The organism is Desemzia sp. FAM 23990, from assembly GCF_045528485.1.
GTDB lineage: Bacteria > Bacillota > Bacilli > Lactobacillales > Carnobacteriaceae > Desemzia.
Genome location: NZ_JBGQQW010000002.1, coordinates 65,401 through 77,891, shown reverse-complemented (window position 1 = coordinate 77,891; position 12,491 = coordinate 65,401). Strand labels below are relative to the sequence as shown.

Annotated in this window: 16 protein-coding genes; 7 read left to right on the top strand and 9 right to left on the bottom strand. The window is 38.2% G+C overall.

Translation table 11 applies throughout. From position 1 onward, the window contains the following. Window positions 1-135: 135 nt before the first annotated feature. The 3 genes from ACEN4I_RS01195 to ACEN4I_RS01185 all read right to left on the bottom strand — a co-directional run bounded on the left by ACEN4I_RS01195 (window position 136) and on the right by ACEN4I_RS01185 (window position 2,001). The gene (locus ACEN4I_RS01195; RefSeq protein WP_407102469.1) at window positions 136-336 is read right to left on the bottom strand and encodes a cold-shock protein; all 201 of its coding nucleotides are present in this window, start codon (window positions 334-336) and stop codon (window positions 136-138) included. A gap of 251 nt (window positions 337-587) precedes the next feature. Next, entirely contained in the window at window positions 588-1,346 is a 759-nt protein-coding gene (locus ACEN4I_RS01190; RefSeq protein ID WP_407102470.1) for an ABC transporter permease, read from the bottom strand. After that, the gene (locus tag ACEN4I_RS01185; RefSeq protein ID WP_407096033.1) at window positions 1,330-2,001 is read right to left on the bottom strand and encodes an ATP-binding cassette domain-containing protein; all 672 of its coding nucleotides are present in this window, start codon (window positions 1,999-2,001) and stop codon (window positions 1,330-1,332) included. The genes ACEN4I_RS01190 and ACEN4I_RS01185 overlap by 17 nt, the downstream gene beginning before the upstream one ends. Before the next feature lie 187 nt (window positions 2,002-2,188). Here ACEN4I_RS01185 and ACEN4I_RS01180 point away from each other — a divergent pair, with 187 nt between their 5' ends. The 3 genes from ACEN4I_RS01180 to ACEN4I_RS01170 all read left to right on the top strand — a co-directional run bounded on the left by ACEN4I_RS01180 (window position 2,189) and on the right by ACEN4I_RS01170 (window position 5,319). After that, window positions 2,189-3,280: a DUF871 domain-containing protein gene (locus ACEN4I_RS01180; RefSeq protein WP_407096032.1), complete on the top strand. Its 1,092-nt coding sequence runs from the start codon at window positions 2,189-2,191 to the stop codon at window positions 3,278-3,280. Window positions 3,281-3,295: 15 nt separating this feature from the next. Beyond that, window positions 3,296-4,567: a PTS cellobiose transporter subunit IIC gene (celB, locus tag ACEN4I_RS01175; protein ID WP_407096031.1), complete on the top strand. Its 1,272-nt coding sequence runs from the start codon at window positions 3,296-3,298 to the stop codon at window positions 4,565-4,567. A 248-nt stretch (window positions 4,568-4,815) separates the two neighbouring features. Then, on the top strand, window positions 4,816-5,319 hold the full coding sequence (locus ACEN4I_RS01170; protein WP_407096030.1) for a helix-turn-helix domain-containing protein: 504 nt from the start codon (window positions 4,816-4,818) through the stop codon (window positions 5,317-5,319). A gap of 128 nt (window positions 5,320-5,447) precedes the next feature. On the opposite strand, the gene ACEN4I_RS01165 is transcribed toward ACEN4I_RS01170, so the two are convergent. From ACEN4I_RS01165 to ACEN4I_RS01155, 3 genes are all read right to left on the bottom strand, one after another. Further along, window positions 5,448-5,864, bottom strand: coding sequence for a hypothetical protein (locus ACEN4I_RS01165; RefSeq protein ID WP_407096029.1), 417 nt, complete (start codon window positions 5,862-5,864; stop codon window positions 5,448-5,450). A 160-nt stretch (window positions 5,865-6,024) separates the two neighbouring features. After that, complete coding sequence (locus ACEN4I_RS01160; protein ID WP_407096028.1) at window positions 6,025-7,422, bottom strand: dihydrolipoyl dehydrogenase family protein; 1,398 nt, start codon at window positions 7,420-7,422, stop codon at window positions 6,025-6,027. Then, window positions 7,419-7,853, bottom strand: coding sequence for an RrF2 family transcriptional regulator (locus ACEN4I_RS01155; protein WP_407096027.1), 435 nt, complete (start codon window positions 7,851-7,853; stop codon window positions 7,419-7,421). Before ACEN4I_RS01155 ends, ACEN4I_RS01160 begins: the two co-directional genes overlap by 4 nt. 250 nt (window positions 7,854-8,103) lie before the next feature. Here ACEN4I_RS01155 and ACEN4I_RS01150 point away from each other — a divergent pair, with 250 nt between their 5' ends. Then, the gene (locus ACEN4I_RS01150; RefSeq protein ID WP_407096026.1) at window positions 8,104-8,745 is read left to right on the top strand and encodes an NADPH-dependent FMN reductase; all 642 of its coding nucleotides are present in this window, start codon (window positions 8,104-8,106) and stop codon (window positions 8,743-8,745) included. 254 nt (window positions 8,746-8,999) lie between these two features. Here the strand turns inward: ACEN4I_RS01150 and ACEN4I_RS01145 are convergent, their stop codons facing one another. Both ACEN4I_RS01145 and ACEN4I_RS01140 read right to left on the bottom strand, forming a co-directional pair. Continuing rightward, on the bottom strand, window positions 9,000-9,497 hold the full coding sequence (locus ACEN4I_RS01145; RefSeq protein WP_407096025.1) for a lipopolysaccharide assembly protein LapA domain-containing protein: 498 nt from the start codon (window positions 9,495-9,497) through the stop codon (window positions 9,000-9,002). A gap of 187 nt (window positions 9,498-9,684) precedes the next feature. Beyond that, a complete protein-coding gene (locus tag ACEN4I_RS01140) occupies window positions 9,685-10,299 on the bottom strand; it encodes an acetate uptake transporter (RefSeq protein WP_407096024.1) in 615 nt (204 codons plus the stop codon). 210 nt (window positions 10,300-10,509) lie between these two features. Here ACEN4I_RS01140 and ACEN4I_RS01135 point away from each other — a divergent pair, with 210 nt between their 5' ends. Then, a complete protein-coding gene (locus tag ACEN4I_RS01135) occupies window positions 10,510-10,749 on the top strand; it encodes a hypothetical protein (RefSeq protein WP_407102472.1) in 240 nt (79 codons plus the stop codon). After that, window positions 10,749-11,000 (top strand): hypothetical protein, encoded by a 252-nt coding sequence (locus ACEN4I_RS01130; protein ID WP_407102473.1) that lies wholly within the window; start codon window positions 10,749-10,751, stop codon window positions 10,998-11,000. Before ACEN4I_RS01135 ends, ACEN4I_RS01130 begins: the two co-directional genes overlap by 1 nt. Here the strand turns inward: ACEN4I_RS01130 and ACEN4I_RS01125 are convergent. Then, entirely contained in the window at window positions 10,968-12,044 is a 1,077-nt protein-coding gene (locus ACEN4I_RS01125; RefSeq protein ID WP_407102474.1) for a glycerate kinase, read from the bottom strand. The genes ACEN4I_RS01130 and ACEN4I_RS01125 overlap by 33 nt on opposite strands. A 120-nt stretch (window positions 12,045-12,164) precedes the next feature. Between ACEN4I_RS01125 and ACEN4I_RS01120 the strand changes: the two genes are divergently transcribed. After that, window positions 12,165-12,410 (top strand): hypothetical protein, encoded by a 246-nt coding sequence (locus ACEN4I_RS01120; RefSeq protein ID WP_407102475.1) that lies wholly within the window; start codon window positions 12,165-12,167, stop codon window positions 12,408-12,410. The last annotated feature ends 81 nt before the right edge of the window (window positions 12,411-12,491 follow it).

Here is a 12,491-nt window from a genome sequence, read left to right as displayed (position 1 = left end):
ACCTGAAGAATTCTATCCTTATCTCTTATCATAATGAAGCGGGTAACGAGAATGCAAAAATAATGTTTTAGACAACGAAAAACCTCCAAAAATCAGCTAGCCGATTTTTGGAGGTTAGGTTTAGTTTTTTTAGAATTAACCTTTAACGATGTTTACTGCTTGAAGACCACGGTTACCTTCTTCAATATCAAAAGAAACTGCTTCGCCTTCTTCTAATGTTTTGAAACCGTCAGTTTGGATTGCTGAGAAGTGTGCGAATAAATCTTCTTCGCCTTCACGTTCGATGAAACCAAAACCTTTATCTGCATTAAACCATTTAACTGTACCTTTATTCATAACTAAATTCCTCCAATTATATGTGCTCATGGCACGTTTTATTTGCAATATTTCATTAAAAAAACAAAGAGGGAATTTAGACATAAAATGAATAAAACTACCAATTAATTTGTTTAAATAAGCTACTACATTTATTACTATATCTTTTTATTTCACATAAGTAAAGCTTTAATCACTAATTGTTCTTCTTCAAGGTGAACAAAGAAGACACAAATCGTGAAGAGGATACTCAACAGTACTTGCCATGCTGCTTACGCCAAAAATTGCTGTCTGTCGTTGAAAAAACTGCGATAAGCTAAAAAGGATGCAATATAAGAAGATAAGCTGGTTGTAGCAACAATCATAAAGGTGACCATGATTTGATACATAATAGCGGTTGTCGGTACAGTTCCAGCAAATATCAGACCGGACATCATTCCGGGAAGAGTGACGATTCCAATAGTTTTAGCTGAATCCAAGGAAGGTTGCATCCCTGATTTGATTGTCTCACGTAAAATAGAACGAGAAGCTTGGTTTGGTGTTGCCCCTAAGGATAACATTTCCAATATTTGTTGACGCTGGTCTCGAAACAACGTATTTAAATTCCGATAGCACAATCCGATAGTCGTCATGGCTGTTCCGCAAATCATACCCGCGATAGGGACAATTTGAGAAGGGATAAATTCTATAGAACCAGATAATACTAATACCACCAGAGTCAAAATAATCGTTGAGAAAATGGCGATCATAGAAATTTTGAATGAATTGGGGATATGGTTGCTGCGCTTATGAGCGTTCCAAGAGGCATTAAACGCAATAACCAAAACCAGCGCGACAGTGACAATAGGGTTGTCAAAGCCGAACAAGTACGTTAAAGCGTAACCTACAGCCACCAATTGAATGACTGCACGCGTAATGCTATACAAAATTTCTTTAGCCGTTCCCAACTTTTCTTTATAAGAAATAAAGACGCCCACTAATACCAGCGCAAAACTCAATGCAATCGTACCTGGACTAATTTGCAGATTCATTTACACGTCCTCCTTTATCAACCATTTTCCCTGCTACAATATGTATGTGTTTATCCGCAAGAGCAGCTTCTGCTTCGTTGTGGCTGATCATTAAAATCGTCATCTCGGTTTTTTGGCGCATATCATGGAGCCATTTCCAGATGATTTGTCGATTTTCATCATCTAACGCACTAGTGACTTCATCTAGCAACAAAATTTTAGGTTGGAAGAGAACGTTGCGGATTAGAGCAATCCGTTGTTTTTCTCCACCAGATAAACTAGTGATGGGTTTGTTCAAATAGTCTTCAGGTAATCCAACGGTTTTTAAATAGTCCACAGCCTTAGCTTCATCAAACTCCACTTGACGAATGACGTAGGGAAAAGCCAAGTTCTCTTTGACCGTTTCTCCAAATAAAACCGGAGATTGGAAACAATAAGAAACTTCTTTACGGTATTCTGTGGGCTCATAGGATTCAATAGGATGGCCATTGTAAAGAATTTCTCCACTGGTTTTAGACAAGACAGTAGCAATAATCTTTAAAAGCGTGCTTTTTCCACTTCCAGAGGGCCCAGTAATCGATAGAAAGTCGCCTTCTTCTATAGTGAACTGGATGTCTTCGAGTATTTTTTTATCTGTTGCTTGAAAAGACAGGTTTTTGATTTCCAATAAGGACATATTTTTTTAATCTCCTTTACAATATTGTATGTAGTTTATCGTAACACTATTTGGTGAAAAGAGGGAGGTTTTCACCTAAAAAAGTATTGGGATTTGTGTGGATGATAAATTGACACTCCTATTTTTAAAAGGTAGACTTATTTCGTGAGTTTAAATCGCTTACAATTACATTTCAGGAGGAATGGCAATGAAGAAAATGGGCGTCTCAATCTATCCAGCAAAAAGTACATATGAAAAGGACAAAGAGTATTTAGATTTAGTACATCAATACGGATTTAAGCGTATTTTTACCAGTTTGCTTGAAATAACTGGAGATACAGAAGAAGTGGTCAATAAATTTAAGAAAATCATTGAGTATGGAAATTCATTGGGAATGGAAACGGTTGTCGATATCAATCCTGGATTATTTGAACAATTAAATGTCAGCTATGATGATCTAACGTTTTTTAGCGATTTAGGAGCTACGGCTGTGCGATTGGATTTAGGTTTTACTGGGGCTGAAGAAGCGCGAATGACCAAAAATCCTTTTAATCTTCAAATTGAAGTGAACATGAGCAGCGGAACAAAATACATTGACAATATCATGAGCTACAAGCCAAATAAAGAAAACCTGACAGCCTCACACAACTTTTACCCACAGAAGTATTCAGGATTGTCTCAAGCTCATTTTGAAAAAACGACTGCACAATATACGGTTTACCGCTTGAATACAGCGGCTTTTGTGACTTCACAAGTAGGAGAATTAGGTCCTTGGCCAGTACAGACAGGGCTCTGCAGCTTAGAACAACACCGTTCCTTATCTATCCGTACACAAGTCAATCACTATCGTTTGATGGATACGATCGATGATTTACTGATTGGAAACGGGTATGCTTCCCCAGAAGAATTAAAAGCCATGTCTGAAGCTTTTATGAATTCGCATGCGGAATTGGAAATTGCGTTTGAACCCGATGTGACGGATTTAGAAAAGAAAGTGATTCTAGATGAAGTGCACCAATATAGAGGAGACCGTTCTGAATACATGATTCGTTCTTCTATGACACGTGTAAAATACAAAGCTGAAGATTTCCCAGTCCATGCTACTGCGGAAACGAAAAAAGGCGACGTATTGATTTGCAACAACAACTTTGGGCAATACAAAGGGGAGACGCAAATCGCGCTGAAATCGATGGAAGACGATGAAACACGAAATATCGTTGCCAAATTAACTCCGGAATCCATTTTCTTGCTGGATTATTTAGAACCTTGGTCAAGTTTCAAATTTATTGAAGCTCAATAAAAAGGGGGAATTCACATGTTGGAAAAAATCGAGGCGATTGCGGGCAGAATAGCTGCGCAACGGCATTTGAAATCGTTGCGTGATGGGATTGTTTTAGGGATGCCGCTTATCATTATCGGGTCCATTTTCTTAGTATTAGGAAATTTGCCATTTGAAGGCTATCCCGAGATGTTGGCTGAAGCAGGTATTTCGGATTGGATCAACAAAATTGTGAATGGGTCATTTGGCTTGATGGCTTTAGTGGCCGTATTTGGAATTGCGAACAGTTTAGCGAGGTACTACGATGTTGATGGCGTTTCAGCAGGGATTATAGCGTTATCTGCTTTTGTCATTGTGTCGCCTGATTTAGCGACAGATGTGGGTACAGGAGTGAATTATACTTATCTAGGCAGTACTGGTTTGTTTGTAGCCATTGTGGTTGGGTTAACAGCTGCAGAAATTTTCCGTTTCTTTGTCCAAAAAAATTGGACCATCAAAATGCCGGAAGGAGTTCCGCCTGCAGTGGCTAAATCATTTGCAGCGATTCTTCCCGGACTAATGGTCATTCTCTTTTGGGGTGCGATTTACATTCTGCTCGACCTCAATGGTGGAAATATCCATGATGTGTTGACGCTTATTTTAGGAAAACCTCTAGGGGCTATCGGGAGTTCGTTGTGGGGAACTTTAGTTATGGTTGCCATCAACTCGTTATTTTGGTTTGTGGGCATTCATGGAGCGAATACAACCAACCCGCTGATTCAACCGATTTGGTTGCAAAATACAGATGCGAACCGTTTGGCCTTTCAAGCAGGGGAAGAGTTGCCGAACATTATCACGAATGAATTCATGATGAATTTTGTGTGGATGGGCGGCGGGGGAGCAACGATAGGATTGGCTATTTGTTTATTTGCTTTCACGAAAAGCAAACAAAATAAAGCCATGGGTAAATTATCGATCGCACCAGGAATCTTTAACATCAACGAACCCATTTTATTTGGATTTCCGGTGGTGTTGAACTTTAAATTATTGGTACCTTTCATTTTAGCGCCGGTAGCTACAGCATTGATTACTTATTTTGCGATGGCAACAGGTCTAGTAGCTAAGACGGTTGGAATAGCAGTGCCGTGGACAATGCCGCCAATCATCAGCGGTTATTTAGCTACAGGTGGGGCGATTAGTGGAGCTGTGCTTCAAATCATTACGTTAGCCGTCACAGTTGCGATTTATTATCCGTTCGTGCGTTCCATGGATAAGGCTCAGTTGAAACAAGAAAGTGAGACGGAGACTGCGGATGCTTTAATCGATTAAGAAAGACAGTAAAAAACCGAATGAGCTATTGGAGTAACTAAGGTAAATATCCGCTCAAAAATAACTACAGCTTCCACGACCTGTTTTTATCTAGGCCTTGGAAGCTGTAGTTTTATTTATTCGCTCACTGTTTTATAAACACTGATTTCATCGGTTTAGTAACATCTTTCTATGGCTTTTTTGGTGTTTAGTAACTATATTGGGTAGAGAAGGAATGAATCTGATAATAAAATGTAGGAGTGGGATAAATGCAAATCAGCCAAACACTAAAAGCAAAAAGAAAAGAACAATTATTAACTCAGGCACAAGTTGCTGAAAAAATATTTGTTTCTCAAAAATCCGTTTCTAATTGGGAAACAGGGAAAACTTATCCTGATATTGATAGCTTGATTCGTTTGGCTAAATTGTATGATTTATCCCTAGACAATTTATTATTGGAGGGATCAGATATTGTGGAAGACATCAAAGAAAAAGCTGAACTCAAATCGCTTGAGAAAATTAGTAAAGTTGCTGGATTAACGAGTGCTTGTGTGTTAGTTATTTTAGTTAGTCAAAAGTGGTTGGGAGATTTACCACTTATAGTACTTCTTTTATTGGCCTTGATTGCCACATTTAATATGATTACCATTTTTTATTTTCAAGCGAAAATCAATCAATTGAAAGACAAGTCGTTTACTTTTAAGGACGGCCTCATTTTGTTGGCAACAGCCATTGTTAGTATAGTGCTGTACATGTTATTTGTGGTGAGATAGTCCAGACAGCTTTTTTTGTTACGCCATATTTTCTACCCACAATAAAAAAAGAAGTCGGAAACAATAAACAGTTTCTCTGACTTCTTTTTTAGTACTTTTAGTTACTTCAGGGATTAGTTGAATTGTGCTTATTCTGTACCCGATTTTTCTGCATCGGTCATCATTGCTTCAGGTTTGTCTTGCCATTCCAAAAATTCCATTCGATGGCCAAAGAATGCATACGTATAGAAGCGGCGAGCACCAGGAAGGTTATAATCTTCTTCAAAAGAAACGTTGTATTCTTTCAGACGGTCCATCAATCCAGCAATATTATTTATCTCAAATGCAGGATGGCCTCTTTTTTCTGCGCGGAAGTCTTCGTCTAATCCGACATGCAGAATGTGTTTACCAATATCAAACCATAAACTTTCGAAATGGCTGAGTGTTTCAGGTTTTTCCATTTCCTTGCACCCCAAAATTTCTGTGAAAAATCTTCTAGTCTCTGTCTCTGAACCTAATGGTGCAGTAATTTGGATGTGATCCAAACCTTTAAATGAAAAAGTCATCTGTTAATCTCCTTTGTATCTCAATTTATATCTTTAACTTTACCATACTGCAATGTTTTTGGAAGTTCATTAGAAAATTCGTAGACTGCCCTTAATTTCAATCCAAAATAAAAAAGCCGCCATCCTCTTTTCTGCTAAAAGAGGATGGCGGCTTTTCGTATTAATCCTCGATCATGCCCAATAAATCATTCAACGCCTCGGTCATAATCGGGTGCGTATAAATGGTATCTCTTAACGTCGTGTAAGGGATTTTTTCATTAATCGCCAATGCCAACAAATTGATCATTTCATGCGATTCGGCACTGAATAAAGTAGCGCCAATGATGGATTTAGTTTCAGAATCAACCAATACCTTCATAAAGCCGGCTGTTTCCCGAAGTACTTGAGCTTTCGGTACATTAGCAGTTGGCATTTTCGCTACTTCATAAGCTAATCCAGCTTTTTTAGCCGCTTTTTCGTTCATGCCTACAGAAGCTAATGGTGGATCGATGAAAGTTGCGTTTGGAAATACAGGACGAGAATCTAATGAATATTCTGCAGCTTCGCCAAGTAGTTGCGGCAACACAATACGGTAATCATCCAATGAAATATAAGTAAACTGAGGACCACCTTTTACATCTCCAACTGCCCAAATGTGCTCGATAGTTGTTTGTAAATTGGCGTTTACTTTGACTTCACCTTTTTCTCCTAGAGCAACGCCAGCTTTTTCAGTTCCCAAATGCTCCGTATTTGGTTTTCTGCCCGTTGCCAATAAAACAGCGTCAAATTTGGCTTCATTTTCTCCCTCATTTTGACTATAAGCAACGGTTACGCCGGATGCTGTTTCTTTTATTTGAGAAGTAGCCGCTTCAAATTCAAATTGAATTCCAGTTTCTTTCATGCGTTCCAAAACAGATTGTGCTACGTCTTCATCTTCGCGGCCAAGGAAAGTGTCCTTAGCTTCAAAAATCGTGACGGCTGAACCGAAACCATTAAAGTAAGAAGCGTATTCCAATCCGATGTAGCCTGAACCGATAATCGCTAAGCGCTGAGGCAGTTGTTCCAAATCTAAAATACTTTCGCTGGTATACACACGACTGTTTCCTGAAATGCCATCTATATCAGGTATGTTGGCAACTGAACCCGTATTGATAATGATGTTTTCAGCGGTTACTTGAACGATTTCTTCTCCTGTATCCACGGATAAAGTGTGTTCATCTTTAAAAGCAGCAAATCCATCCAAGACCGTCACGTTATCCAAGTCCGCAATTTTGTGGTAGTTTTTTTGATTTAATTTGCTGACCATATCGTCCTTATAATGAAGCGCTTTTTGGTAGTATTGATTATTGAGTTCTGGTGTTCGCTCAATACCAAATTCCGTTAATTGACTGATGGTTTTAGCACTATTTGTCAGTGATTTAGTAGGTAAACAGCCTACATTGATGCATGTTCCACCATACATTTTTGGAGACTTCTCAATGACAATCGCTGTTTTTCCTTTTTTAGCTAAGGCACCTGCTAATGTTTTCCCTGCTTTTCCAAAGCCAATAATCGCGACATCTGTTTGATAGTTGTTCATTTTGCAATCTTCCTCTCCGTATTTAAATGCTGTAATTTTGCTTCCATTTGTTTCAAAGTAATGTGACTTAACTGGGCTACAGCTGCTTGGTTCAGTTCCACATATATTTCTTCCATCACATCAGACATTCCTGAAGACACTAAACAACTTGCTTCTGAATCTCCAGATTGCCAATTCTGCTGGATAAGAGGGACATTGATAGCTTGATAGACATCTTTTAAAGTAATGTTTTCTAAGCTTCCTTTTAGAAAATAACCTCCGCTGACTACTCGTTTAGTATCCACTAAATTGGCTTGTTTGCATTTTGCCATCACGCGACGCACGCGTACAGGGTTGGTACAGACATTTTCTGCTAACTGATCACTGGTTAGGCTTTCTTGCTTATGGCCTAAAAAAACTAAGCTATGAACAGCAATCACAAATTCACTCAATTGAATTCACCGCATTTCGATTTAATTTGTAACTTTTTAAGTTACTTATACAATAAAGCAGAAAGTGAAAAAGATAAAGAAATAGGATTTATATCAGCCCAATGGATAGTTTGAAAATAAATATCTCGAAATAGTAAATTTCTACTTGCATTTATTATTATGTCGTGTAATAATGTAAGTAAGTAGACAAAAAGTAAGTAAAGGGTTGGTGGGTTTCCCACAATTCGTTACACAAATGGGAGGAAACACATTGGCGCAAGAAAGCTTTTTAACTCGAGTGAAAAATTCTTTATTCGGGAACCAAAATCAAACAGAAATTAAGGAGACAAAAATTATGAAAATCGGTATTATTTCAGGTAGTGTACGTGAAGGAAACAACGCAGCAGCAGTATCACAATGGATTTTAGATTTTGCTAAAAACAGAAACGACGAAGGTGTAGAATATGAATTAGTTTCTTTAGCGGATTATGATTTACCGTTATTGGGAGCAAAACTTTCTGAAGATCGTGCAGAAACTGCAGGTGCTGCAATCAAAGCTTGGTCTGAAAAAATGGCTTCATTCGATGGATATGTATTCATCACTCCAGAATACAACCACGCATTAGGCGGCGCAATGAAAAATGCTTTAGACTACTTAAACCCAGAAGTAAACAACAAAGCAGCAGCATTAGTTGGATACGGTAGTTTAGGTGGAGCTCGTGCTCACGAAAATATCCGTGTAATCTTAGCTGAACAACGCGTAGCAACTGTACGCACCACAACGAATTTCTCATTGATCACTGACTTTGAAAACATGAGTGTCTTCAAACCAGCAGCTCACAACGAAGTAAACGCTGCAGGTATGTTCGATGACTTATTGTTATGGACAAAAGCTTTTAATACAATTAGATAATAACAAGAGAGCGGAGTAGAGCGTTTAGCTTACTGGCTATAAGAAGGATTCGACCAGTTAGGTGCTTTTCCTAACAGGTCGAATTCGGCTTATAGACATGTAAGCTGCTCTGCGCAGCTCGTCTAAAGTGCGAGCGCAAACCTATGTAAAGATGCCCAGGCGTTTAGTCACTTGGTAACGAAAGCCGAGCTGTCATCAGATTGATTTCTGATGACAGCTCGGCTTTTTCTTATTTTTAATTTTACTCGGTATTTTCAGCGTGTCGATTTTTTCTTCTTAGAAGGATCCACTTGATATTCTTCTACACGAACAACATCAACATTATCCGGTTCAACTTTTTGAGCGTTAGCTGAATTGCCTTGGCTTACTGTTTGAGAAGGAGGCTTTTCTGTATTCGATTGATTTCTTTCTAAAGTAGTTAACCGTTCATTCAATTTTTGTATTTCTGCTTCTTTTATTTGAATTTCTAGTTGAGCTTCTGATTCTTTTCTAACTCTATCAACAGCTTCATCTTTTGAAGTCTCAGCGTGTTCCAGTTCTTCTTTTTTATTTTTCAGCATTTGACGGTTGCGTGCGCCTTTAGAAGCTGCGAACAATCCAGCTATTGCCATTCCAATGAGAACTAATCCCGCTACCAGCAGCCAGAAAGGTATTTGGAAAGAGATAAAGTAAAGGTCTAGCGGAACCATTCCCATATTCAAAAAAGCAACAACCCCGACTAAAATGAGCAATATAATGGCTAGTACAATCATTATTCTTCCACCTCTGCATCTTCCTACAATCAACAGTTGGCTGAAAGGAAAAGCATTGCTTTACACGTTAAGTATAAGACTTTGAGACGAAATAGGAAAATAAAAGCTCTGCTAATGAAAGGACTTGTAAAAACTCATTTAATACAGAAAAAAAGCCTCTACACCGTTTAGATGTAGAGACTTTTGATTATTCACTTACAGGAATTGCTTGTGAAACTTGAACTTCACCAATTGGAAGAACAGTTTTACCATATACTTCATTGATTACTTGTGCCATTGCAGCGTAGATAGCTGAGAAACCGCAAAGGATACCTTCGTATCCAGCAATCGTTAAAATCAAAGTAGAACCTGTGAAGTTTCCGATAGCTAGCAAGAAGAAAAGTAGCGTCAATGTCCCAAAAACGACTTGTAGAGCTTTGTTGATGCGCAATGTAGCAATGAACATAAACAAAGTGAAAACTCCCCACATGAATAAGTAAGCTGCCATAGACAATGAATCAGCTGCTTGACCGTATCCCATCATTGGAAGAATGTTCAAGGCCGCCAATGATAACCAGAAGAAACCATAAGATGTAAACGCTGTAGTTCCAAATGTATTGTTTTTCTTAAATTCCATGATTCCTGCAATAACTTGTGCTAATCCACCGTAAAAAATTCCCATTGCAAAAATCATAGCGTTCATTTCGAAGAATCCAGCATTGTGGATATTCAATAAGATCGTTGTCATACCAAAGCCCATTAAACCTAGTGGTGCAGGGTTGGCAGTAATTTCTTTAAATGATCCCAATTTTTCTTTTTCCAAAATCATATTCTCCTATGTACCTATATTTTTAAACACAACAGGTTGAATTATAGCTGGCTTCAGGGAGGGAAGTCAATAGCATAATTTATACCGCGTTAAAAATAGTGAGATACAATCAGAATGAATTGATTTATAATGAAGCAAGGAATCATTTTTACTGAAATAAATTAAGTTTGAACTACAAAACACAAACGAAGGAGAGGTTAAATAGTGAGAAAAAAACCTATCTCTTTTTACCTAGGTTGTATTGGTATTGTCACATTAGGTGCAAATAAATTCTATTTCCCAAATCAATTTTTATACTCGGATGAACTATCCTTTTTAACTAGTAATTTTTCTGGTTTATTAGTTTTTACGTTCTTCATGTTAGCAACATTTGAGATTTTTACATTCGATTTTAGAAAAAAAGACAACGAAATTCAGTCAAACAATGAAGAGGAGAGTACATAATGAAAAAAATGAAGCAATTATTAGTTCTAACTGTTTTAGGCGGCATATTAGCTGGTTGTGGAAACAAAGAAATTTTCGACACGACATACACTTTTGACTACGCTATAGTTTCTTTACCCAATGGAGACATCATAGAAGGAGAAATCAAAAGCTGGACCGATTACGAAGGAGAACAGCTGCAAATTACGTTTGAAAACGGGGATACTTATCTAGTGTCTTCACTGAATGCAGTATTGAAAACCAAAAAATAGAGGATAGCACCGCTCCGAAACAATAACCTGCATCTGATTCAACTCAATGAGTTTAAAAGCCCGTTTAACAGACCTGGATAATAATTCAGGTCCTTTTTTAATGGATTCTTCTAGCGACATAGGGCTTTCCGCAATAGGGATAACTGCAAGTATGTTTTCTTCTAGCAAATCAACCAACTGATCGGCAACAGTTCCGGCAAATACAATAGTAGGAACCTGATATTCTTTTGCCAATCGACTGAGGCCGATCGGAACTTTTCCCTGCAGAGACTGACTATCAAATTGTCCTTCTCCCGTAATCACGATATCTGCCCACTTCATTTTTTCGCGCAAGTTTCCTTTATTTGCTAATAGCTGAAAACCGCTGCTAAAAGAAGTGTTGAAAAAAGCATACAGCGCAAATCCGATTCCTCCAGCTGCTCCTGCACCAGGTAAGTTTTTACAATTTGTTTGAGTTGTTTCGCTAACGATTTGCTGATAATGAACCATGTCTTGCTCGTATTGCTTGAGTTCTTGTTCAGGTATCCCTTTTTGAGGTCCGAATATATAAACTGCGCCATTTGGCCCCAACAAAGGATTCTCCACATCACAAGCGACAGTGATATTTACATTCTTCAAACGAGTATCGAGCCTATCAGTTGAAATCTTATGGATTTTCTCAAGTTCAATCGGCAATATAGGCAGCACATTGTTTTCAGCATCAAAAAAATCTACTCCTAATGCTTGAAGCATGCCAACTCCACCGTCAACTGTCGCGCTCCCGCCCAGACCGACAATCATTTCTGTTGCCCCTAAGTTGAGTGCCGACAGCATTTGCTCGCCGACGCCATAGGAAGTGTGATTTCTAGGTCCATCCTCAGTATCGACTTTTATAATTCCGGCCCCTTCTAACACTTCTAAAAAGGCCTCAACAGTTCTTTCGCCGCCATCCGCAACGGAAAATGTCTCCACAATATGTTGCGGCAAGGTCTGTTGAACAATAGTGTTGGCTTCTTTACTGGTAAATGATCCTTTAAACGAATCGATTGCAGTTAAAATTTTCATGGTAAGCAACTCCTATTAGTAATTAGTGGACTTAGAACTACAAACGTCAGTTGGTACATAGGGTTTAAAAGAGTGCCCCAAAGTTGTGTAAAGCATTAGCTTGAACAGTTGATTTACGAAATGAATTTTTTCGTAAAGACGACTAAAAGTTATCATGAAATAAAGACTCTTGTTATCGAAAAAGTTCTGCAAACAACGGGATCTCTAGTGTCACAATTCGTGGCATTAGAAATTTTTGCTTTGACAAGATATGAAACTAAATTAAATCCTGAGACAAGCGATTCATTAAGCAATTTAGAGTCCAATCAAAATTATTTAGTCGAAATCAAAGAGAATGAAAGAGATTACTTTTTGAATTTCAATTAAGTAAGCTATTTAAAAACTTCTCAGCCTATTCGCATAATTTTTCTCATCTTCTTTTTGCTGGAACCAAGCAGGATAGCTTTT

Coding starts and splice junctions, on each gene's coding strand:
- ACEN4I_RS01145 (WP_407096025.1), bottom strand. CDS start 9,497: ATGATTGTACTAGCCATTATATTGCTCATTTTAGTCGGGGTTGTTGCT.
- ACEN4I_RS01130 (WP_407102473.1), top strand. CDS start 10,749: ATGAAAAAAATGAAGCAATTATTAGTTCTAACTGTTTTAGGCGGCATA.
- ACEN4I_RS01180 (WP_407096032.1), top strand. CDS start 2,189: ATGAAGAAAATGGGCGTCTCAATCTATCCAGCAAAAAGTACATATGAA.
- ACEN4I_RS01190 (WP_407102470.1), bottom strand. CDS start 1,346: ATGAATCTGCAAATTAGTCCAGGTACGATTGCATTGAGTTTTGCGCTG.
- ACEN4I_RS01185 (WP_407096033.1), bottom strand. CDS start 2,001: ATGTCCTTATTGGAAATCAAAAACCTGTCTTTTCAAGCAACAGATAAA.
- ACEN4I_RS01165 (WP_407096029.1), bottom strand. CDS start 5,864: ATGACTTTTTCATTTAAAGGTTTGGATCACATCCAAATTACTGCACCA.
- celB (WP_407096031.1), top strand. CDS start 3,296: ATGTTGGAAAAAATCGAGGCGATTGCGGGCAGAATAGCTGCGCAACGG.
- ACEN4I_RS01195 (WP_407102469.1), bottom strand. CDS start 336: ATGAATAAAGGTACAGTTAAATGGTTTAATGCAGATAAAGGTTTTGGT.
- ACEN4I_RS01120 (WP_407102475.1), top strand. CDS start 12,165: ATGAATTTTTTCGTAAAGACGACTAAAAGTTATCATGAAATAAAGACT.
- ACEN4I_RS01125 (WP_407102474.1), bottom strand. CDS start 12,044: ATGAAAATTTTAACTGCAATCGATTCGTTTAAAGGATCATTTACCAGT.
- ACEN4I_RS01160 (WP_407096028.1), bottom strand. CDS start 7,422: ATGAACAACTATCAAACAGATGTCGCGATTATTGGCTTTGGAAAAGCA.
- ACEN4I_RS01170 (WP_407096030.1), top strand. CDS start 4,816: ATGCAAATCAGCCAAACACTAAAAGCAAAAAGAAAAGAACAATTATTA.